Origin of the sequence: Pseudarthrobacter sp. TAF60_1, assembly GCF_052113505.1 — a bacterium.
In the GTDB taxonomy this organism is placed as follows: domain Bacteria; phylum Actinomycetota; class Actinomycetes; order Actinomycetales; family Micrococcaceae; genus Arthrobacter.
The window spans coordinates 411,330-433,381 of record NZ_JBFRDI010000003.1 but is presented as its reverse complement, the minus strand read 5'-3'; the positions used below and the strand labels follow the sequence as shown (position 1 = coordinate 433,381).

General features: G+C 64.0%; 18 protein-coding genes and 1 tRNA gene. 5 read left to right on the top strand and 14 right to left on the bottom strand.

Annotated elements, in window-relative coordinates; translation table 11 throughout:
* Positions 1–41: 41 nt before the first annotated feature.
* Positions 42–818: a fumarylacetoacetate hydrolase family protein gene (locus AB4Y73_RS05545; RefSeq protein WP_441869603.1), complete on the bottom strand. Its 777-nt coding sequence runs from the start codon at positions 816–818 to the stop codon at positions 42–44.
* 42 nt (positions 819–860) lie between these two features.
* Positions 861–1,655, bottom strand: a complete 795-nt coding sequence (locus tag AB4Y73_RS05540) for an MBL fold metallo-hydrolase (protein ID WP_441869600.1) — start codon at positions 1,653–1,655, stop codon at positions 861–863.
* Between the two features lie 138 nt (positions 1,656–1,793).
* Between AB4Y73_RS05540 and AB4Y73_RS05535 the strand changes: the two genes are divergently transcribed.
* On the top strand, positions 1,794–2,393 hold the full coding sequence (locus AB4Y73_RS05535; protein WP_441869597.1) for a hypothetical protein: 600 nt from the start codon (positions 1,794–1,796) through the stop codon (positions 2,391–2,393).
* Positions 2,394–2,512: 119 nt separating this feature from the next.
* Here the strand turns inward: AB4Y73_RS05535 and AB4Y73_RS05530 are convergent, their stop codons facing one another.
* From AB4Y73_RS05530 to AB4Y73_RS05500, 7 genes are all read right to left on the bottom strand, one after another.
* Positions 2,513–3,625, bottom strand: coding sequence for a branched-chain amino acid aminotransferase (locus tag AB4Y73_RS05530; RefSeq protein WP_441869594.1), 1,113 nt, complete (start codon positions 3,623–3,625; stop codon positions 2,513–2,515).
* A gap of 111 nt (positions 3,626–3,736) precedes the next feature.
* Positions 3,737–4,786, bottom strand: a complete 1,050-nt coding sequence (locus tag AB4Y73_RS05525; protein ID WP_441869591.1) for a 3-isopropylmalate dehydrogenase — start codon at positions 4,784–4,786, stop codon at positions 3,737–3,739.
* Between the two features lie 78 nt (positions 4,787–4,864).
* Positions 4,865–5,065 carry a hypothetical protein gene (locus tag AB4Y73_RS05520; RefSeq protein ID WP_441869588.1) on the bottom strand — a complete coding sequence of 67 codons (201 nt, stop codon included), beginning with the start codon at positions 5,063–5,065 and terminating at the stop codon, positions 4,865–4,867.
* A gap of 478 nt (positions 5,066–5,543) precedes the next feature.
* Positions 5,544–6,398 carry a hypothetical protein gene (locus AB4Y73_RS05515; protein ID WP_441869585.1) on the bottom strand — a complete coding sequence of 285 codons (855 nt, stop codon included), beginning with the start codon at positions 6,396–6,398 and terminating at the stop codon, positions 5,544–5,546.
* 267 nt (positions 6,399–6,665) lie between these two features.
* Positions 6,666–8,225, bottom strand: a complete 1,560-nt coding sequence (gene metG / locus AB4Y73_RS05510) for a methionine--tRNA ligase (RefSeq protein WP_441869582.1) — start codon at positions 8,223–8,225, stop codon at positions 6,666–6,668.
* A 33-nt stretch (positions 8,226–8,258) separates the two neighbouring features.
* Complete coding sequence (locus AB4Y73_RS05505) at positions 8,259–9,014, bottom strand: ABC transporter ATP-binding protein (protein ID WP_441869579.1); 756 nt, start codon at positions 9,012–9,014, stop codon at positions 8,259–8,261.
* On the bottom strand, positions 9,011–11,806 hold the full coding sequence (locus AB4Y73_RS05500) for an ABC transporter permease (protein ID WP_441869576.1): 2,796 nt from the start codon (positions 11,804–11,806) through the stop codon (positions 9,011–9,013). Before AB4Y73_RS05500 ends, AB4Y73_RS05505 begins: the two co-directional genes overlap by 4 nt.
* Here AB4Y73_RS05500 and AB4Y73_RS05495 point away from each other — a divergent pair.
* The gene (locus AB4Y73_RS05495; RefSeq protein ID WP_441869833.1) at positions 11,736–11,921 is read left to right on the top strand and encodes a hypothetical protein; all 186 of its coding nucleotides are present in this window, start codon (positions 11,736–11,738) and stop codon (positions 11,919–11,921) included. The genes AB4Y73_RS05500 and AB4Y73_RS05495 overlap by 71 nt on opposite strands.
* An 88-nt stretch (positions 11,922–12,009) precedes the next feature.
* Here AB4Y73_RS05495 and serA read toward each other — a convergent pair whose 3' ends face one another.
* The 5 genes from serA to ilvD all read right to left on the bottom strand — a co-directional run bounded on the left by serA (position 12,010) and on the right by ilvD (position 19,375).
* Positions 12,010–13,599 carry a phosphoglycerate dehydrogenase gene (gene serA / locus AB4Y73_RS05490; RefSeq protein WP_441869573.1) on the bottom strand — a complete coding sequence of 530 codons (1,590 nt, stop codon included), beginning with the start codon at positions 13,597–13,599 and terminating at the stop codon, positions 12,010–12,012.
* 124 nt (positions 13,600–13,723) lie between these two features.
* Positions 13,724–14,749 carry a ketol-acid reductoisomerase gene (gene ilvC, locus AB4Y73_RS05485; protein ID WP_441869570.1) on the bottom strand — a complete coding sequence of 342 codons (1,026 nt, stop codon included), beginning with the start codon at positions 14,747–14,749 and terminating at the stop codon, positions 13,724–13,726.
* 102 nt (positions 14,750–14,851) lie between these two features.
* Positions 14,852–15,364, bottom strand: coding sequence for an acetolactate synthase small subunit (gene ilvN / locus AB4Y73_RS05480; protein WP_160671864.1), 513 nt, complete (start codon positions 15,362–15,364; stop codon positions 14,852–14,854).
* 2 nt (positions 15,365–15,366) lie between these two features.
* The gene (locus AB4Y73_RS05475; protein WP_441869566.1) at positions 15,367–17,274 is read right to left on the bottom strand and encodes an acetolactate synthase large subunit; all 1,908 of its coding nucleotides are present in this window, start codon (positions 17,272–17,274) and stop codon (positions 15,367–15,369) included.
* A gap of 379 nt (positions 17,275–17,653) precedes the next feature.
* The gene (ilvD, locus tag AB4Y73_RS05470; protein ID WP_441869563.1) at positions 17,654–19,375 is read right to left on the bottom strand and encodes a dihydroxy-acid dehydratase; all 1,722 of its coding nucleotides are present in this window, start codon (positions 19,373–19,375) and stop codon (positions 17,654–17,656) included.
* A gap of 278 nt (positions 19,376–19,653) precedes the next feature.
* On the opposite strand from ilvD, the gene AB4Y73_RS05465 reads away from it, so the two are divergent.
* The 3 genes from AB4Y73_RS05465 (at position 19,654) to AB4Y73_RS05455 (ending at position 22,038) form a co-directional block, all read left to right on the top strand.
* Positions 19,654–20,697 (top strand): sunset domain-containing protein, encoded by a 1,044-nt coding sequence (locus tag AB4Y73_RS05465; RefSeq protein WP_441869560.1) that lies wholly within the window; start codon positions 19,654–19,656, stop codon positions 20,695–20,697.
* The gene (locus AB4Y73_RS05460; protein WP_441869557.1) at positions 20,651–21,847 is read left to right on the top strand and encodes a PQQ-dependent sugar dehydrogenase; all 1,197 of its coding nucleotides are present in this window, start codon (positions 20,651–20,653) and stop codon (positions 21,845–21,847) included. The genes AB4Y73_RS05465 and AB4Y73_RS05460 overlap by 47 nt, the downstream gene beginning before the upstream one ends.
* 115 nt (positions 21,848–21,962) lie before the next feature.
* A tRNA-Lys gene (locus AB4Y73_RS05455) sits at positions 21,963–22,038 on the top strand.
* Positions 22,039–22,052: the final 14 nt, after the last annotated feature.

Sequence of the window (22,052 nt, the reverse complement as noted above, 5' to 3'; positions counted from 1 at the left end):
CGCTTGCCGGGCATTACCCGGTCCGGCCGAGGCATGATCGGTCAGCGGCGGACCACAGGGTTGGAGAGTCGTCCGATGCCTTCGATCTCGACCTCATACCGGTCGCCGGCCTGGACCAGTCCCACACCCGCGGGGGTGCCGGTCATGATGACGTCTCCCGGGAGCAGGGTGAAGGCCTGCGACACGATGGAAACCAGCTCCCGGACGCCGCGGATCATCTGGCTGGTGCTGCCGTCCTGGCGCAGTTCGCCGTTCAGCCGGCCCTGGATCTGCAGGTCCTCGGTGTCCAGCTCGGTTTCGATCCACGGTCCAAGCGGCGCTGAGGTGTCGAACCCCTTGGCACGCGCCCACTGCAGATCCGTCTTCTGGACGTCGCGTGCCGTGAGGTCATTGCCGCAGGTGTAGCCGAAGATCACGTCGTCCACGCGCTCCTCCGGTACGTCCTTGCAGATTCGGCCGATCACCACGCACAGCTCAGCTTCGAAGGAAACTTCCTCCGAGAACTCCGGCAGCACGATGGGATCGTTGGGTCCCACGACGGCGGTGTTGGGCTTCAGGAACAACAGGGGCTGGGCGGGGACTTCGTTGCCGAGTTCTGCGGCGTGCTCCACGAAGTTGCGTCCGACGCCGATGACCTTGCTGCGCGGAATGATGGGGGCCAGGAGCCGGACGTCCTCGAGCTTGTGCTTGACGTGGGTCCGCTCCACACCGTTGAAGAAGGGGTCGCCGTTGATGACAGTGATCTCCTCACTGCCGGACTCGCCTTCAACAACGCCATAGAGGGGATCAGAATCGACTACAAACCGGGCAATACGCATGGTGAATAGCCTACAGTCTTGACCGGTTGTCCTCTGTTCGGGTCAGCCTTCGGACCGTCCGCGGAGGTAATTCAACTGGGCAGCCACAGACATCTCGGCGGCCCGCCTGACGGAAGGGTCGACGTCGGCGTATACCGCGTCCGTCACGGCCGCTACGGTGGCGTCCCGGCCAAGGTCATCCAGCGCTTCGCGGATCTGTACGAGCCTTTCAAGGCGATGCCTGCGGTAGGCGTTGGTGATCGCCGCCAGGGATGGAAGCACGGGACCGTGGGCCGGCAGGACAGTGGCCCGGCCGAGGGCTTCGAGCAGGTCCAGGGACTCAAGATAATCGCCTAGCGTGCCATCCGGGTAGTCCAGCATGGTGGTCCCGCGGCCAAGGATGGTGTCGCCGGTCAGCACCGAGCCGTGCGCGCCGTCGTCGGGAAGATGGAAGCACACCGAATCCGACGTGTGCCCCGGCGTGGCCAGCACCCGGACGGACACCCCTGCCACCCTGATGGTTTCACCGTCCACCAGCGGTTCGCCGCCGTGGCAGTGCCGGGGATCGGCGGCCCGTACCGGGGCGCCGGTAAGTTCGTGCAGCCGCGCCGATCCCGCAGTATGGTCAGCGTGGCGGTGCGTCACCAGGATCAGGTCCACCCGGCCACGATCCGCCAGCCGGCGGAGGTGACCCTCGTCCGCCGGGCCCGGGTCCACCACCAGCGAAGCGTTTAAATCGGACGCCGAGATCACGTAGGAGTTGGTGCCGTCGAGGCTCATCGGTCCGGGGTTGGGTGCCAGGATGAACTGCGTCAGGGCTGAGCTGCGCTGCACGGTTGGGCTGGAAGCTGAAGTCACCGTTCCATCCTTTCATCGACTCTTTGCATCGACGGCTACTTTGTCGCCGTTCCGCTGCCGGAATAGAACAATGCACGGGCGGGGTTGACCACCAGTGAAGACCACATGATCTCCAGCAGGAAGCCGATACCAGACACCATGAGCGCCACATCCACCACCCTTGCAGATCTCCTTGCCGAGGCTGACGCTGCCGGCCATGACCATGCCGCAACGGAGAAGAACAGCGGACTCCAGCACATCCACAACCACGCAACGGGCAGCATCGTCTGGTTCCCCACGTGGAAGAAGTTCCGCGAAACCACCGATTGGCGCGAGGAAGTCGATGCTTTCGCCGAGGACCTCAAGTCAGGTTCACAGCTGGTGGAAAAGGTGGCGTCCCGTACCCTGGCCAATGAGCTGGAGTCACTCTTGAAGCGCGCCTCTGGAGCAAGTGATGCGAATATCTTTGTCCAGGAGAACCTGACCAGGCACCTGACCCGGACCTGGGCTCTCGCTGACGCCGTCGCCGAGATAACAGGGAAGGATCTGCCTACCGGCAGCACCACGCCGTCCATCTTTGCTGACTACCCCTACGACGTCTACGCCCAGGACGGCGGCGTTTTTGCGACAACGCTGTGGAACGACATCATCGATGCCCGCCGCAACGAGGCCTTGGCCGAGGAAGCCGCCCGCAAGGCCCTGAAGCCTGTCTCCCGCAAGGCGCTCAAGAACGCTGCCCGGAAGGCCGCCCGCCGCTAAGCGCCCGGCAGCTGATCCGCCCGGAAACAGCAACGCGGGGTCACTTAATGCCTTCCCAGAGGGAAAAATCGGGCGATTAGTGACCCCGCGTTGGAGTGATCAGGACGAGGATGTAGTGCCTACGCGAGCCGGGTGAGCCAGCCGTGCCGGTCCGGCACGGTTCCGGTCTGGATGCCGAGGAGCTGCTCACGGATGGCCATGGTGGTCTCCCCCGCCTTAGCGTCCTCTGAGCCGATGAATTCCGTGTTGTCCTTCAGGACTCCAATCGGGGTGATCACGGCTGCGGTACCGCAGGCAAAGACCTCCGTGATCTCGCCGGAGGCCACGCCGTCGCGCCACTCGGAAAGGGTGATCTTGCGTTCGCTGACTTCACGGCCCATGTCCTTGGCAACCTGCATCACCGAGGACCGGGTGACGCCCTCCAGGATGGTTCCGGTCAGGGCCGGAGTCGCCAGGGAGCCGTCCTTCATGACGAAGAACACATTCATGCCGCCGAGTTCTTCCACGGCGTCGTCATTGAAGTGGTCCAGGAACAGAACCTGCTTGCAGCCGTTGGCTTCGGCTTCCTGCTGTGCGATCAGGGACGCGGCGTAGTTGCCGCCGCACTTCGCTGCGCCGGTACCGCCGCGGCCGGCCCGTGCGTATTCGCGGGAAATCCAGATGGACACCGGCTTCAGCTCGCCGCCAAAATAGTTGCCTGCGGGTGAGGCGATCACACGGAAGGAGACCTCGCGCGCGGCACGAACGCCGAGGAACGCCTCGGTGGCAATCATGAACGGACGCAGGTACAGCGCTTCGCCGTCGCCGGCAGGAACCCAGTCCTTGTCAACAGCGACAAGTTCCCGAACGGCGCCCAAGAAATACTCAACGGGGAGTTCGGGGAGCGCCAGCCGGCGGGCTGACTTGTTCAGGCGTGCCGCGTTCGCCTCGGGCCGGAACGTCCAGACCGAACCGTCGGCATGGCGGTATGCCTTGAGGCCTTCGAAGATTTCCTGGCCGTAGTGGAGCACCGCTGCCGACGGGTCAAGGGAAATGGGCCCGTACGCCTCAATGCGGGGGTTGTGCCAGCCTCCGGCGCCCTGTTCATCGACCGAGTAATCCACCACGGCCGTGTGGTCCGTGAAGTAGTTGCCGAATCCCGGGTTTGCCAGGATGGCTGCACGCTCGTCAGCTGACTTCGGGGTTGCCGAGAGTTGCTGGTTAAATTCGACGCCATGGGCAGTCTGAGTCATGGTTCCTCCACGATCGGCCGCCCCTTAACGCGGTTCAGCACTGAACCGCTGAGGCAGCATTTGGTGATTCGAAACAAGCTTACGCCCGTTGGCAGCGCCCCCGGTGCGTGCCTAGAGCGCTGCGGCGATGGCGTCGCCCACGGCACTGGTGGTGCGCGCGCCGCCGTCGCGGTTTTCGACGTCGGCGACTACTGCCGCCTCAATCTTCCGTGCCGCCCCGGCGTACCCGAGGTGGTCCAGCAGGAGCGCCGCCGACAGGATGGCCGCGGTGGGATCGGCCTTCTGCTGGCCGGCGATGTCCGGCGCTGAACCATGGACAGGCTCGAACATGGACGGAGCAGTGCGGTCCATGTTGATGTTGCCGGAAGCGGCCAACCCGATGCCGCCGGTGATGGCCGCGGCCAGATCCGTCAGGATGTCGCCGAAGAGGTTGTCCGTGACAATCACGTCAAAGCGGGACGGATCGGTGACCATGAAGATGGTTGCCGCATCAACGTGCAGGTAGTCATGCGTGACCTCGGGGAATTCCTGTGCCACAGCTTCGACGGTGCGCTTCCACAGGTGGCCTGCGTAAACCAGGACGTTGTGCTTGTGTACCAGGGTGACATGCTTGCGTTCCCGGGCGCTGGCGCGGCGGAAGGCATCGCGGACTACGCGCTCCACACCATGTGATGTGTTCAGGGAAACTTCAGTGGCGACCTCGTGCGGCGTGCCGGCGCGCAAAGTGCCGCCGTTACCCACGTAGGGACCTTCGGTACCCTCCCGGACCACGATGAAATCGATGATGCCCGGGTTGGCCAGGGGGCTGCCCACAGTGCCGTAGAGACGTGAGGGCCGCAGGTTGACGTAGTGGTCCAGGCTGAACCGGAGCTTTAAGAGCATCTCTCGCTCGATGATCCCCGACGGAATCCTGGTATCGCCGGGAGCGGCGCCCACCGCACCGAAGAGGATGGCGTCCCGGGTGCGCAGGTCTGCCAGGACCTCATCCGGGAGGGTCTCGCCGCTGGCCAGCCAGTGCTCGGCACCGAGCTTGTAGTGGGTCTGCTGGAGGTCCACGCCTTCCGCGGCCACAGCCTTCTCGAGGACCTTTAGTGCCTCAGCGATGACCTCGGGGCCAATGCCGTCACCGGGAATAACTGCGAGATTGATGGATGCGCTCATGGGTCAAGAATATTAACTGAATCCGCATGCCGGACAATCAGTCTCACTTACTGAGATGGCCGGGACGATCTGGGTGCGTCAGCGGAGGGGAACGTTTGGGTCCGGCGAAGCAACCACCACCACGTTGGTGCCCCAGGGGTCCTCCGCGTAGCAGGAAATGAGGACCAGGCGGTTGGGGGACCCCTGCCAGATGGGACTGTCCTTCAGGCCGGACTTGCTGTAAGTAGAGACAGAATCCATGCGGTAGGCCAGCTCGCCGGTGGCGGTGGCCAGGGTCAACTTGTCACCCCAGCGGCCCTCGTGCTCAGCCGGTTGAAAGGTGCATCCCGGTCTACCCAGTCGTGGCCGGCCCTGCCGGGACGGGAGCCGGCGGTACGGATGGTACGGCCGTTGGGGCTTGCGCTGGTGACGGCACGGACAGGGCCGTGGGCGTTGGCTGGACAATATGTGATTCCGGCGAAGTTGCGGGTCCGGTTACCGGGGGAAGGAATGAAACAGCGAGATAGGCAAGGAGCCCGCAAAGGACTATAAACAGGATGCTCCTGGCATGGAAGATCCGCCGCGGAGTATCGGGACCCGGCTCCGACGGACGGGTGGTTGTTGGTGGATCTGCAGCGGGCGCCTGGGGGTGGCTGTCCATGGTTTCCCTCGCATGTTCGGCGGGAATGTGCCTGGTTGGCGGCAGGCGCCGTGCCGTTGTGGGCACGGCGCCTGCCGTGGTGTTACCCAATGCCCTAGCGGGCGTTAGTTACCGGGATTAGTGCTTGCGGTTCCCGGAGGGGTCGCCTTCCGCCAGCACCTTGCGGGCGGCCACTCCTGCAGCTGCGAGCATCATCACCATCAGGCCAGCCGCCCAGGGAGCAAGCACCGGGCCTGAGGGTGCCACCGCGGTCTGGACGTTGAAACCGGGGTTGTTGACCACCACTGCGGGAGGGGCGGCCGGCACAACTACCGCCCCGACCGGAGCGGCGGCCGGCGCAACCACCGCCCCGACGGGCGTCTCCACTGGCGTCTCGACGGGTGTCTCGACAGGTGTCTCCACGGGCGTCTCCGGCGTAACTACCGGCGGTACCTCCGCGGAGCAGGTGCAGGGCTCGCAACCGTTGTTGAAGATCTCTTGGCCTGCCTCGTCCCAGTTCTGAACACCGGGGATGATGTCTTCGCCGTGCCGGGCATGCGCCCCCACCGCATGAGCGTCGACCGTAATGGACTCATACGGATTGCTTTGCGAGCCGGTGGCATGGCAGAGAGTGATCTTGTGGCCGTCGTCACCGTTTCCATGGCCGTCGTCGCCGTTTCCGTGGCTGTCGTCACCGTTTCCGTGGCCTGCGGGCACCGTGCAGCCGGCATTCCAGATGCTCATCTTGTCCAGGTTCTGGCCGCCCGGAAGCACCTTCCCGTCGTTGGCCGGAATGATGTCCTGATGGCCCATGTGGGCGTCGAGCGAATGCAGATCGATTGTCACTGGAACGTAGGGATTGCTGTCAGAACCGGTTGCGTGGCAGATAGTGATTCTGTGGTCAGTTGTTGCGTTGTCGTTGGCTTCCGCGGGAGTGGCGGCCCCCATCAATGCAAGGCCGATGACGCCTAAGGCGGCAAGGATCCGTTTCATTTTTCCGTCTCCATAACATTGTCTGGTCCAAACTGATCAGACACGAGGAGAAACGGCGCCCCGATGCCAGGGCGAAAAAGGCAAACAGATTGCACCGGAGCGACGGTTCTCCCAGATGCGAATCATCAGTTTGCTAACCCGATAAGGCTATGCAGCGCACTTGGGCATGTCTCGAGTACTCGTTACGCAATTTCCGGCACCCTACATACTGCTTTTGCGCGAACCCTACTCAGATCGGGTACAAACAAGTAGTCCGTCAGGACCGACCTAGGCTTCGGCGGGTTCCTCATACTTGGGAAATACCGGCGAAGGCGCGGGCAGCGGTGTTCCGGCGACGATCGGCGTGGAAAGTGCGGCGAACTGGCGCGCTTCACCCTCAGCCTGGCCAAGGGTATTCAGCAGAGCGGCCATGGCATTCGGCATCACCGGCTGCGCCAGGATGGACACAATCCGCAGCACTTCCAGCGTGACGTACAGGACGGTGTTCATGCGCTCGACGTCGGTCTTCCGCAGTACCCAGGGGGCCTGATCGGCGAAGTAGGCGTTGGTGTCCCCCAAGACACCCCAAATGGCCTCCAAAGCGCGGCTGAACTCCTGTTTTTCGAAGGCAGCCCTCGCCGTTTCCAGAAGTCCGTTGGCCTGCCCAAGTATCGCCCTATCTTCAGCAGAGTAGGCTCCCGGCACCGGCACTTGGCCTTCGCAGTTCTTCGCCACCATGGAGAGTGAACGCTGCGCGAGGTTGCCGAAGTTGTTGGCCAGGTCCGAGTTCATCCGTCCCACAATGGCCTCGTGGTTGTAGCTGCCGTCGGCACCGAACGGGACTTCGCGGAGGAAGAAGAAGCGCACCTGGTCCAGGCCGTACTGTGCCACGAAGTCCGCCGGGGCCACCACGTTGCCCAACGATTTGGACATCTTCACACCATTGTTGTGGAGGAAGCCATGGATCATGACCCGCTTGGGCAGCTCAATGCCCGCGCTCATGAGGAAGGCGGGCCAGTAGATGGCGTGGAACCGGGAGATGTCCTTGCCGATGATGTGCACGTCCGCCGGCCAGAACTTGCGGAACGACTCCGACTCAACGTCCGGGTAGCCAACTCCCGTCAGGTAGTTGGTGAGAGCGTCCACCCAGACGTACATCACGTGCTTGTCGTTGCCCGGCACCGGTACGCCCCAGTCAAAGGTGGTGCGGCTGATGGACAGGTCTTCCAAGCCGCGCCGGACGAAGCTGATGACCTCGTTGAACCTGGACTGCGGTGCACCGAATTCCGGCTGGGCATCGTAAAGCGCCAGGAGGCGGTCCTGGTAGGCGGATAACCGGAAAAAGTAGCTCTCTTCAGCCGTCCACGTGACTTCGGTGTCCGTCTCCTTCGAGTAGCGCACGCCGTCGTCCTTCACCACGGTGTCGTCTTCCACGTAGAACGCTTCGTCCCGAACCGAATACCAGCCCTCGTACTTGGACAAGTAGATGTCGCCGTTGGCTTCCATCTTTTTCCAGATGGCCTGCGATGCAGCGTAGTGGTCAGCGTCCGTGGTCCGGATGAAACGGTCGTACGTGATGCCCAGGGCGGCGTGCGCAGCTTTGTAGACCGCGGCGTTGCGGTCCACCAGTTCCTTGGGCGAGATGCCCTCCTTCTCGGCCGCCTGCGCGATCTTCATACCGTGCTCGTCGGTGCCCGTCAGGAACATCACCTCATGCCCGTCCAGCCGCTTGAAGCGGGCCATGGCATCGGTGGCAATGTACTCGTAGGCATGCCCGATGTGGGGCACGCCATTCGGGTACGTGATGGCCGTGGTGATGTAGAACGGGGATTTCTCTGAAGCAGTCACGTGCGGACGTTACCTTCGGTGCGGAGGGGCAGGCTAGATGAGTTCAGTCAGCGTATCGCTCAGGCGGACCAGTTCGTGGTCGTGCGAGGCCACCAGCACCGCGATTCCGTCCGAGGTGGTGTCCTTGAGGATGCTGATGATGCGGTTGGCGGATGCCCTGTCGAGGCTGGCGGTGGGCTCATCCACCACCAGCACACGGGTGCCCAGGATTAGTGCACGGGCAATGGCCACACGCTGGCGTTCACCGCCGGAAAGCTGTGCGGGGCGGTGACGCATGCGCCGGCCCAGGCCCACCAGGTCAAGGAGGTCCTTGGCCATGTCGCGGCGCTGGTCCACCTCGCCGTCGGGCACTGCGGGAAGCAGGACGTTCTCGAGCGCGCTCATACCGTCAATCAGGGCGCCGCCCTGGTCCACATAGCCGATCAGGGCACGACGGCGGTCGGCGATTTCGTCGTCGCCCATGCTTTCGAGCGAATCGCCTTCCCAGAAGACGCGTCCCGACGTCGGCAGCGTCAGTCCGGCGCCGACAGTCAGGATACTGGTCTTGCCCGAGCCGCTTCGGCCGGCGACACAGTGCATCTCACCGGCGTGCAGGGTGAGATCGAAGCCCTCGACGACGCTGACGGCTTCTGCACCGCCCTTGCCGCCGCCATAGCGGATAGTGATATCGCTCAGTTCCAGCGGGGTCTCGTGGTCCGCGGACTTGACGATGGTGTTGGCACGGGTCTGCAGGGGCGCGTCAGCAGCGCCGGACCTCCGGCTCCGGTGAACATTCGTCGGGTTTGTCATTGGACCACTTTCGTTGCAATCGGTATCCAGCAAAGTACAGCCAGGAGTCCGGCGACGCCGGCCCACAGCGCGGCATACGGGGCGAGAAGGAGCCCGATGCCCAGCGCGCCGAGGACACCCAGTGGCAGCGCCACGGTTCCCACCAGCGCATTTTCGAAGAGGCGGACTTGGCGGAGCATGTCCGGATTCCAGCCCATCGCTTCGAGGATCCCCAGGTATTGGCGTTTGGCATTGAGTTCAAACCTGCCGGTCACCAGGGTCAAGATCAGACCGACAGCGACGCCGGCGAGGGCCAGAAGCATGCTCGGCAGGGCCACGCTGGCCGCAGCCAGGCCGCTGAGGGCACTCGCTCCGGCAGCGCGTGGAATGTCGATCAGCAAAGCAACCAGACCACCCACTGCGGCTCCGAACACGCCAACTGCCACCGCCAGGGACAAGGTGTTGAACTTATTGGTGCTCAGTTGGCGGTTGGCGAACGTGAGGGGTGAATCCACCGGGATCAGCCGCTCGTCGTGCTGCGGTTCCTGGTCCACCTCATCGCGGTGCCGTAGTTGCTGTGCCGCGAAGAAGGCTGCTGCCGCGTAGAGGGCCAGGACGGCGGCGGACACCACTGCCGTGGTCAGGCTCCAGCTCACCAGGCTCAGCACGATGCCGGCGACCGCCAGCAGTGCCGCGCCGACTCCGAATTCCTCGAGTACCCAGGTACGGATCCGCCGCTGGGTCCAGCCCATGGCGCGCAGGGTACCGGCTTCGCGTTTGCGTTTCCGGATGTAGCTGACGGTGGAGGCCCCGGTCAGCAGCGCAGCTCCGCAGAGGGTGAGGAACAGCAGGGTGACGTTGGTGCCGGTCAGTGAGCCGGTGACGGCGTCAGCCGCGTTCTGCCGGACCCAGGACTGCTGGACGGTGCCCAGGGCCGACTCCTTGCCGGCGTCGTCCTTGGAGTATCCGGGCACAAAGATGCTCGCATCCTCTCGGGCTGAGCCAGCCACCACGGTGGCGTCCAGGCCCATCTCCCGGATTTCGCCGGCGAGCTTTTCCACCTCGGGCTGGGCTTCTTTCCAGCTGCCCGGCGCCTTGGCCCGGACGCGGACGGCGTCGATCACGGCGGCATTTTCCTTGTAGCCGCGGGCTGCGGCGAGGCCGTAGTAGTCCGTGATGGCGCCGGCGGACTGGCTGGCCAGGCCGGTGGCGCTGAGCGAAGGCTTGAGGTCGGCGGCGGCTACAGCTTTGCCGCTGGCATCCTTGGTGAGGGTCAGGGGCGTGGGATCGTAGCCGCCCAAGGGCAGCCGGTTGACGTCGCCGGCGGCTTGCTCAACGGCAGCGGGGTCGAACGTCCCGTAAACCATGGCCAGCGGAGGTGCGAGCTTCTGGCCCGTGGCAAGGTTCTCGCGGTAGGACCGTTCGTCGACGGGTTCACGCTGGGTTTGGTCCACGGGGGCACCGCTGGCGCTCTTCTCCGGCAAGCGGTTCACGGTGACCCAGTCCCCCGGCGTGGCCGTTTTTCCGACTGCCCCGTTGGCAGCTTTATCACCGTCGGTGTACTTCGGTGCGGCAGCAAAATTGGTGCTCCACGTGGCCGGAGTGTAGAGGCCCTGGTTGAAGTTCCCCTGTGCGCCCAGTAGCGACGAATGGTCGGTGGAACCGGGCCAGGACAGGGCGAACGGGTCCTTGGAAACGAAGGGCAGGTAATCCTTGCCCAGTGAACGCGATGCCGTGCCCACGTCCTTGACTACCTTGCCGGCGGCGTCGATCTCCTCGATTTTGACGTTGTACTTCAGGTCAAGGGAGGTCCCGGAGCGCACGATCAGCGGGATGCCCTGAGAGTCAGCGGTGAGCTGGCCGGCGCGTTTGGCCTGCTGGTACTGCGTCATGAGCGGCGCCCAGTATTTGAGCTTGACGCCCAGGAAGTCAGGGCCTTCCTTCAACTGTTCCATGCTGATGCCGTTGGTGAAGAGGCTTTCGAAGTGCCGGCCGATTGCCCCGGCGTTGCGTGCGTCAGCCGGGGGGGCCTTCTCCAGGGGTGCCAGGAAGTCGCCGGCGGTGCCAAGAAGCGCCCGCTCGGCAACAGGGTCGACGGCGACGACGGACTCGGTCACTTCGGGTGACAGTGGCAGGGACACCGAGAGGTTAAAGAGGTTGTGTTCGGAACCGCCGGCAGGGGCCGGGAATTTGATGCCCGTCTCGCCCGCCGGAGGTGCGATTCGGACGCTGGTGCCGCCGACTGTCTTTTCCTCGACGAGCTTGGCCTTACCCAGCGAGCCTTCGGCCGAGGATTTGAAGAGCACGTGCTCGGAAACGCCGTCGGAGCTGACTGCGCTGGCCGTGAGCCGGTACTTCTTGGGTGTGTCGCTCAGAACAGATTCGGCCGCGGGCCATTTGGCGGGATCGGTAGCGCCGGCCGCCTGGTCCGTGGTGGCCGTACCGGCAAGCCCGGAGTTGTAGCCCAGGAAGTCCATGGCATCGAGCCGGGGAGCTTCCAGGTTCTGCGTGACACGCGAGACCAGGCTGATCGGCGCGGCAACCGAGGTCCCGGAGAGCTTCCGGATCTGCGCGAGCTGGTCAAAGCTGACGCCTCCCCCGCCGTTGGCGATCTCCGGCTGCATCAGCGCCGAGGACCCGGCCTTGGCTTGTACCAGGACGTCGTAGAGTCCCCGTGAGTTCTCATCCACCGTCCTCTTCAACGCGGCCTGCGACTGGCCTTGGACGAGGACCGACAAGCACATGGCTGCGATCAAGATGGCCGCGGTCAACAGCAGCACTTTGCTTCTGATGAACCTCTGGACGGCGTTCATTGGGCTCCCTGAAACCTGGATTGCGTGCGCACACCACGGTCCGCGGGCGGCGGACATCATGGATTTTCTGCTGGGTGTGCAAAAAGTATTGGCCGGTCTGCCGGCGCTGTCCTGAAACAGGACCTAGCCATTGTAAGCAGACCGGCCAATCATACGTGGCCGGCGTAAGCTCCGGTCACGCGTTGTTCACCTTAGTGATGCTCTTAGTCTTCGAGATCGACTTCGCGGACCATCTCGGCGCCGATGCCTGCCTTGATGGCATCAAGCACCTGCTGCGGGACGGACGAGTCGATGGTCAGCAGGGCGAGAACCTGGCCGCCCTCGGCCTGGCGGGCCACCTGCATGCCTGCGATGTTGATGTTGTTCATGCCCAGGATGTGGCCGATGGTTCCGATCACACCGGGGCGGTCGGCGTAGGACACCACCACGAGGTGCTCACTGATGGGGATCTCGACGTCGTAGCCGTTGATGCCTACCAGTTTCTGGACCTGCTTGGGTCCGGTCAGCGTACCGGCGACAGAAATCTGGCTGCCGTCGCTGAGGGCTCCGCGAAGGGTCAGGACGTTGCGGTAGGACTCCGTGTCCGGAGTGGTGATCAGCCGGACATTGATGCCCCGCTGCTCGGCGATGACGGGGGCGTTGACGTAGGACACCTGTTCGGTCACGATATCCGCGAAGATGCCCTTCAGAGCGGCAAGTTCCAGGACCTTGACGTCCAGGGACGAAATTTCGCCCGCCACCTCGACGTCGAACTGGGTCAGGGACGCGTGGGTCAGCGCGGTGAAGATCCGGCCCAGCTTTTCGATGAGGGGAATGCCGGGCCGCACGTCCGGGGCGATGACGCCGCCGGCCACGTTCACGGCGTCGGGCACCAGTTCACCGGCAAGAGCCAAACGCACGGACTTGGCGACCGAGACGCCGGCTTTCTCCTGGGCTTCGTCGGTGGAGGCACCCAGATGGGGTGTGACCACCACGTTGTCCATTTCGAAGAACGGCAGGTCGGTGCTGGGTTCCTTGACGAAGACGTCCACGCCGGCGCCGGCGATCTCGCCGTCCTTCAGGGCAGCGTGGAGTGCTTCCTCGTCCACCAGGCCGCCGCGGGCGACGTTGATGACGTAGGCGGTCTTCTTCATCTTCTTGAACGCCTCGGCACCAAGCATGCCCACCGTTTCGGGTGTCTTGGGCATGTGGATGGTAATAAAGTCCGACTGCGCCAGCAGCTCGTCCAAGGTGACCAGCTGCACGCCCAACTGGGCGGCGCGGGCGGACGTGATGTAGGGATCGTACGCGAGGATCTTGGTATCAAAGCCCTTCAGCCGGGCCGCCACTAGGGCGCCGATCCGGCCCAGGCCGATGATGCCGATCTTCTTCTCGTAAAGCTCAATGCCGGTGTATTTGGACCGCTTCCATTCGCCCTCTTTCAGAGCAGCGCTTGCCTGCGGGATGTGGCGGGCAAGGCTCAGGATGTGGCCCACAGTCAGTTCGGCCGCGGACACAATGTTGGACGTGGGGGCGTTGACCACCATCACACCGGCCTGGGTGGCGGCCTTGATGTCCACGTTGTCCAGGCCTACGCCTGCACGGGCGATGACTTTGAGGTTCTTGGCCGCAGCGATGGCTTCGGCATCCACCTGTGTGGCCGAACGGACCAGGATGGCGTCCACATCCACGATGGCTGAAAGCAGCTGGGAGCGGTCGGAGCCGTCAGTCTGGCGGATCTCGAAGTCCGGGCCCAGGGCCTCGACTGTGGCGGGCGAAAGTTCTTCGGCGAGCAGTACTACGGGTTTTGACACGGCTGATCCTCTGCGTTGCAGTCCTTGGGATGGAACAAGTCTAGGCGGACGGAAAGGCCGGGCTCACATTGTTAAGTGAACCCGGCCTCAAGATGGCGCCCTCCAGGGCGCCGGGACAGCAGCCTTAGCGGGCTGCCGAGCCCTCTACGTAGTCCGCGTCCTGCTGCTGCCAAGCGAACAGGGAGCGCAGCTCGCGGCCGACTTCCTCGATCGGGTGCTGCTCAGCCTTGGCGCGCAGGGCCTTGAACTCTACGCCGCCATTGTCCTGGTCGTCGATGAAGCGCTTGGCGAAGGCACCGCTCTGGATGTCGGCGAGGACAGCCTTCATGTTTTCCTTCACCTCGGGAGTGATGACGCGCGGGCCGGAGACGTAGTCGCCGTACTCGGCCGTGTCCGAAACGCTCCAGCGCTGCTTGGCGATGCCGCCTTCCCACATGAGGTCAACAATGAGCTTGAGCTCGTGAAGCACCTCGAAGTAGGCGATCTGCGGCTGGTAGCCGGCCTCAGTCAGGGTTTCGAAGCCGTACTGGACGAGCTGGGACACGCCGCCGCAGAGGACGGACTGCTCGCCGAAGAGGTCGGTTTCGGTCTCTTCGGTGAAGGTGGTCTTGATGACTCCTGCACGGGTGCCGCCGATGGCCTTGGCGTAGGACTTAGCCAGGTCCCAGGCGGAACCGGTGGCGTCCTGCTCCACGGCGATGATGTCCGGGATGCCACGGCCGGCTTCGAATTCGCGGCGGACGGTGTGGCCCGGAGCCTTGGGCGCGATCAGGATGACGTCAACGCCTTCGGGCGCCTTGATGTAGCCGAAGCGGATGTTGAAGCCGTGGGCAAACGCCAGTGCCTTGCCGGCGGTCAGCTTGTCCTTGATGGAGTCGTTGAAGATCGCCCGCTGGTGCTGGTCCGGAGCCAGGATCATGATGACGTCGGCCCATTCGGCGGCGTCGGCGACAGTCTTGACCGTGAAGCCGGCATCCTGCGCCTTGGCGATCGAGGAAGAGCCTTCCTTGAGGGCGATGACAACTTCAACGCCGGAGTCGCGCAGGTTCAGCGCGTGGGCGTGGCCCTGTGAGCCATAGCCAACGATTGCGACTTTGCGGCCCTGGATGATGGACAGGTCGGCGTCGTCGTCGTAAAACATTTCAGTCACTTGCGTAACTCCTTTTGAGTGGATTCTTGGCGTAAATAGTCTGTGATGCTGCGGTACTGCACGGGCGTTGCGCAGCAGGCGGAGCCGGGCTCCGCCTGCCTGTTATGCGCTGCGCAAGGCCCTGTCACTCATGGAGCGGGATCCCCGTCCAACGGCCAGGGTGCCGGACTGCACAATTTCGCGGATGCCGAAGGGTTCGAGCACTGAAAGCAGTGCCGTGAGCTTTTCGGGATGGCCTGTTGCTTCAATGACCACGGAGTCTGTGGAGACGTCAACCACTGAAGCGCGGAACAGGTCTGCAGCCTGGGTCACCTGCAGACGAGTTGCGGCATCCGCACGTACCTTGACCAGGATGTGGTCGCGCTGTACGGAAGATTCGGGGGTGAGTTCAACAATCTTGATCACGTTGACCAGTTTATTGAGCTGCTTGGTGACCTGTTCAATCAGGTCGCCATCGGCGTCGACGACGACGGTCATCCGGGACATGCCCGGAACTTCCGTCGGGCCAACGGCCAGGGAGTTGATGTTAAAGGCGCGGCGGGCGAACAGGCTCGCGACGCGCGTCAATACACCGGGCTTGTCTTCAACCAGAACGGACAATGTGTGGCGGGTCATGTTCAGTCCTCCTCTTCCCAATCCGGGGTCATGTTGCGGGCAACCTGAATCTGATCGTTGCTAACGCCGGCAGGCACCATCGGCCACACCATGGAGTCGGGGCTCACCACAAAGTCGATGACCACGGGGCGGTCATTGATTTCGAGGGCCTTCTGGATGGTTGCATCGATGTCCTCGTCCCGTTCACAGCGGAATGAGGCACAGCCGTACGCGTCCGCCAGCTTGACGAAGTCCGGGATCCGGACGGTCTCATGGCCGGTGTTGAGGTCGGTGTTCGAGTAGCGGCCCTCGTAGAACAGCGTCTGCCACTGGCGGACCATGCCCAGCGAGGAGTTGTTGATGATGGCAACCTTGATGGGGATCTTGTTGATGGCACAGGTGGCCAGTTCCTGGTTGGTCATCTGGAAGCAGCCGTCGCCGTCGATTGCCCAGACCACGCGGTCGGGGGCCCCCACCTTGGCTCCCATGGCGGCCGGAACGGCATACCCCATAGTGCCGGCGCCGCCTGAGTTCAGCCAGGCGTGAGGACGCTCGTACTTGATGAACTGAGCGGCCCACATCTGGTGCTGGCCCACACCGGCAACGTAGATGCCTTCCGGTCCGGTCAGCGCACCGATGCGTTCGATGACGCGCTGCGGGGCGGTGAGTCCGTCCTCCGGCTCGGTCCAGCCCAGCGGGTAGGTTTCCTTGAGGTTGTTCAGGAAGGCCCACCAGGTGGTGAGGTCAGGGGTGCCGGACGCTTCGAACTGTGAACGGATGGCCTCGGAGAGTTCGGGGATGATTTCCTTGACCGATCCGACGATCGGCACGTCGGCCGCGCGGTTCTTCGAGATCTCCGCGGGGTCGATGTCGGCGTGGATCACCTTGGCATGCGGGGCGAACGTCTTCAGCACGCCGGTGACCCGGTCATCGAACCGGGCTCCGAGGGTGATCAGGAGGTCCGACTGCTGCAGCGCCGTCACAGCCGAAACCGTGCCGTGCATGCCAGGCATGCCCACGTGCTGCGGGTGGGAGTCCGGGAAGACTCCACGGGCCATCAGCGTCGTGACAACAGGGGCTCCGGTCAGTTCGGCCAGCTCGCGGAGTTCGGCGGAGGCGTGGGCTTTCACCACACCGCCGCCCACGTACAGGACAGGCTTGCTAGCGGCAGCGATCAGCTTGGCGGCCTCGCGGACCTGCTTGTTATGTCCACGGGTCACCGGCCGGTAGCCGGGGAGATCGATCTTCGGCGGCCAGGAGAAGGTCATTTTGCCCTGCTGGGCGTCCTTCGCGACATCAACCAGCACCGGACCGGGACGGCCGGTGGAGGCCAGGTGGAACGCTTCGGCCATGACATGCGGGATGTCGTTGGGGTCGGTGACCAGGAAGGAGTGTTTTGTGATCGGCATCGTGATGCCAACAATGTCGGCTTCCTGGAATGCGTCGGTGCCGATCACACCGCTGGATACCTGGCCGGTAATGGCCACCACCGGCACGGAGTCCATGTGGGCATCCATGATGGCGGTGACGAGGTTGGTGGCACCGGGGCCGGAGGTAGCGATGCAGACGCCCACCCGCCCGGTAACCATGGCGTAGCCTTGCGCGGCGTGGCCGGCTCCCTGTTCGTGACGGACCAGGATGTGATTCATTCTGGAGGCCATCAAGGGGTCATAGGTAGGCAGGATCGCGCCACCGGGCAAACCAAAAATATCGTCGACGCCGAGTTCTTCGAGCGAGCGGACAATAGCTTCTGAGCCGGTCATCACCGTTGGGGGTACAACGTTGTTCGGCCCAAGGACAGGAGAGACAGCAGCAAGATCAGTGACGACGGCGGCATGGTCAGCCGTTCGGTCGGCACGTTCCGGAGCCTTGGGGGCTCCAGCGGACTTAGTAGCCATCAGCGAGGGGCTGATCGGCGATCCTTTGCTCATCGGACTCTTCCTTGTGGATCATTGGTGTTTCTTGGAACTGCGGAAAATAAAAAAACCCCTCAGCCTGGCGGCTCTTCGAGGGGTTGCGCGTGACGGTACGTTACCAGTCGGGCTATGCTGCCACGCGCTTGGTAAGGACGACGGATACACCCAAAGCGGTGCCGACGGTAACGGTTGCGATCATGCAGTCAGTTTTCCCTCTGAGTGAGATGCATGTCAACGGGGGTGGTACACATCTCACTATATGGACTTCATTGTCCACCAATTGGCCATGTCCCCCAACTAGGTAGCAGTAAGTGTCGTTTTGAGCGCTCATAACGACACTTACTGCTACCTAGTTGGGCTCACCCGGTGGCCAGGGGTGAGCACAACGGAATTGCTACCCGCAGTAGGCGCCCGTGGAGGCGCTGTGGACGAGCTTGGCGTACTTGGCGAGCACACCCTTGGTGTACCTGGCCGGCAGCGGCTCCCAGCCAACCTTGCGGGCCTCGAGTTCCGCATCGTCCACCAGGAGGTCGAAGGAACGGGCGGCGATGTCCACGCGGATCCGGTCACCGTCCTTGACGAAGGCGATGGGGCCGCCGTCGGCCGCTTCCGGCGCAACGTGTCCGATGCACAGGCCGGTGGTGCCGCCGGAGAAGCGGCCGTCGGTCAGGAGCAGGACGTCCTTGCCCAGTCCGGCGCCCTTGATGGCGCCGGTGATGGCAAGCATTTCGCGCATCCCCGGGCCGCCCTTGGGGCCTTCGTAGCGGATGACGACGACGTCACCGGCCTTGATCGTGCCGTGGTCCAGCGCATCCAGGGCGCCCTGTTCGCGTTCGAAGACGCGTGCTGTGCCTTCGAAGACGTCGGCGTCGAAGCCTGCGCTCTTGACGACGGCGCCTTCCGGAGCCATGGAGCCGTGCAGGATGGTGATGCCGCCGGTCTTATGGATGGGGTTGTCCAGGGCCCGCAGGATCTTGCCGTCCAGGTCCGGCGGGTTAATTGCTGCCAGGTTTTCGGCAACTGTTTTGCCGGTGACGGTGAGGCAGTCCCCGTGCAGCAGGCCGGCGTCGAGCAGTGCGCGCATGATGACCGGCACGCCGCCGATCTTGTCGACGTCGGTCATGACGTAACGGCCGAAGGGCTTCAGGTCGCCAAGGTGCGGGATCCTGTCACCGATGCGGTTGAAGTCGTCGAGGGTCAGTTCGACCTCGGCCTCGCGGGCGATGGCGAGCAGGTGGAGGACGGCGTTGGTGGAGCCGCCGAAGGCCATGGTGACGGCAATGGCGTTCTCGAACGCCTTCTTGGTCATGATGTCGCGGGCGGTGATGCCCTTGCGCAGCAGGTTAACTACCGCTTCGCCGGACTTGCGGGCGAATTCATCACGACGGCGGTCTGCCGAGGGCGGAGCAGCGGAACCCGGCAGGGACATGCCCAGTGCCTCGCCGATGCAAGCCATGGTGTTGGCCGTGTACATGCCGCCGCAGGCGCCTTCGCCCGGGCAGATGGCCTTTTCGATCCGGGTGAGGTCTTCCATGCTCATCTTGCCGGCGGCGCAGGCACCGACCGCCTCGAAGGCATCGATGAGGGTGACTTCCTTTTCGGAGCCGTCCTCGAGCTTGACCCAGCCGGGCATGATGGAGCCGGCGTAAAGAAAAACGCTGGCCAGGTCCAGGCGCGCCGCTGCCATCAGCATGCCCGGCAGGGACTTGTCGCAGCCAGCCAGCAGAACGGAGCCGTCGATGCGCTCTGCCTGCATCACGGTTTCTACGGAATCGGCAATGACTTCGCGGGAGACCAGGGAGAAGTGCATGCCCTCGTGGCCCATGGAAATGCCGTCGGATACCGAGATGGTGCCGAACTGCATGGGGAACCCGCCGCCGGCGTGGACACCTTCTTTGGCGCCCTGGGCAAGACGGTTCAGTGACAGGTTGCACGGCGTGATTTCGTTCCAGGAACTTGCGACGCCGATCTGGGGCTTCGCGAAGTCGTCATCGCCCATGCCCACGGCACGGAACATGCCACGCGCGGGCGCGGCGTGGATCCCGTCGGTGACGACCCGGCTGCGGGGCTTAATGTCGGGCTTGTTCTCGGTTGTTGCTGGGGCGTCGGCACTCATGGCTCAAAGTCTATGGCTCCGCTGCTGATAAGGAAGACCAGGAGACGCCACTTTTGGCCTATTTCAAGAATATTTCGCTCAAATGCTGGACGCCTGTCTCAAATAATGAGAGGGCGGCGGTCCTCGGCTGCCGTTCCAGCGCCTGCCCACTCTTTGGGGAGCCCCGGCGCCCCGGCGAACCGCCCGTCCTATCCCTGCAGCGACCTAGACAGTCCCGTTCGCACCGACGTACCGTCGGTGAAACGGCAACCATGCCCTCCGGACTGAAAGGCCCCGCTATGGACATTGTCTTCTGGATCATTGTGATTGTGCTGATTGTGGGCATTGTGTGGTGGCTGCTGAACCGAAGCAACTCCACGAATAAGGGCAGCGCGGCGCCTCACCGGGCGGAGGGCGGCCTGTCCGGCGGCAGCGCGGCAGCCTCAGCAGAAGCCGCCGGTACGGCGGGCCTTCCCGGTGCTGCAGGTTTCGGCGCCCCGGCGGAGCCCACTCCCCCTACTACGGCCGAAGAGGACCTGGAGCGGTCTGGCGCGGACGGGCACCACGAGTCCGCCGTCGCCGCGGAGTCGGTCGTCGCACCGGAGTCGGTTGTTGCGGAACCCATGGCAGCCCAGGAACCGGCGTCCGGCCCCGAGCCCACAGGGCCGAGTGAGACGGTCTCACGCGAAGGCGCTACCCCGGGATCTACGGACCGCCAAGCCGAGGGCGAATGGGAAACACAGTGGTCGGAAACCGGCGGGGCGGCCCATTCGGCCAGGCACGGGCTTGCCGACGGTGCGGACGCCGGCACTATAGGTGCCAGCACTGCCGCCGCATCGGGGGCGGCCACACCGCTGGCCGGATCGGAGCCAGCTCCGGAGTCCGCCCCGCAGACAACCGCGGGCGCCCACCACGTCCATCACACCGAGTACACCGACCCGCATGCCCCCACCCTCCCCGGGGCCGAGACAGCGGCCGCGGACGACCTGATGGGCGATCTTTCAGACGGCCACGTGGGTGACGGCCCGGCAACCGGAGGGCGGGAATCGGCGCGGCCTGATGACGCACCGGCGCCACTAGCGGCATCGCCTGCGGGCTACGAGCGCGCATCTGAACCGATGGGCCACCTCGCAGCGGAGCAGCCCTACGGTGCCGGCTCAGCCTCGCCGGGCCCTGACGGCAGCGGCCCCGCTGATTACGCGGTCAAAGGCGACGCCGGCACGATGGTCTACTACGAGGAAGGGCACCCCGACTATGAGCAGACCACGGCCGGAGTCTGGTTTGAGTCGGCGGCCCATGCCGAGGCGGCAGGGTTCCGGGCTCCGCGGCGAACCCGCCTCTGACTGCGCCGTAGTGCCCGCCCTGGCCGCCCGGGCTGCCGGACGCCCCGCCGGTACAGTGGCGCTCTGCCTGGCGTTGTTTCTGGCAGGATGCACGGGGAATGGAAGCGATGCCCCCACAGGGAGTATTGCGGGAACGGGCGCCGCCCCCGGCGGGCCGAGCGATGGGAACGGAACCGCCACTGTCCCGGCTGCTGCCCCACAAATCCTGAAACGCCTTGACCTGCAGCTCGACATTCCGTGGGCGGCCGTATTCCTGCCGAACGGCACTGCCATTATCTCCGAGCGTGAATCTGCGCTTCTCAAGGCCGTGAAGGATGGCCACGCCACCACGATGGGCCAGGTCCCCGGCGTCAGCCCAGCAGGCGAAGGTGGCCTGCTGGGCCTCGCCCTCTCCCCCGCCTTTGCCACGGACAGCTACCTCTACCTGTACTACACCTCCCCTCAGGACAACCGAATCGCCCGGGTCAAGTTGGCAGAAGCAACCGGCGGGTCATTGACCTTTGACAGCCCGGAGGTGATTTTCACCGGCATCCCCAAAGCATCGACCCATAACGGCGGCAGAATCCGCTTTGGTCCGGATGGATTCCTCTATGTGGGCACGGGCGACTCCCAGCGCCGTGAGCAGCCACAGGACCCCAACGCGCTCGGCGGCAAGATCCTGCGGATCACTCCTGATGGCAAGCCTGCCCCGGGCAACCCCTTCGGCAACGCCGTGTATAGCCTCGGACACAGGAACGTCCAAGGACTTGCTTGGGACAATGACGGGCGACTGTGGGCCAGCGAATTCGGCCCGGACGTGAACGACGAGCTGAACCTCATCCTGCCGGGCGGCAATTATGGGTGGCCGGCGGTGACCGGTGCGCCACACCGCAAGGAGTACGTGGATGCCAAAGTCGTATGGCCTTCGACGGCGGATTCCTCACCCAGCGGGCTGGAAATTGCAGGCTCCACGGCTTACCTCGGAGCCCTGCGCGGTCAGCGCCTCTGGACCCTTGCCCTGAGTGGCGGGGAGGCGAGCGCGCCTGTGTCCCATTTCACACGGGAATACGGCAGGATCCGGGACGTCATCCGGACCCCCGACGGCGGGTTTTGGCTGCTTACCAACAACCAAAACCCTGATTTTGTGCTGGTTCTGGGCCCGCCGGCCTGAAAGCCCCCAGCCTCACCCCGTCGATTTCACATGGACCGGAAGTTCGTGTAGAGTTTCATGTCGTTGCGGAGATCAACGGGGAAAGAAAAAGCCCCGAAGGTCAGCGCAAAAAGATGCACCTCTAGCTCAATTGGCAGAGCAATTGACTCTTAATCAATGGGTTCCGGGTTCAAGTCCCGGGGGGTGCACCACAGAAACCCCGTCT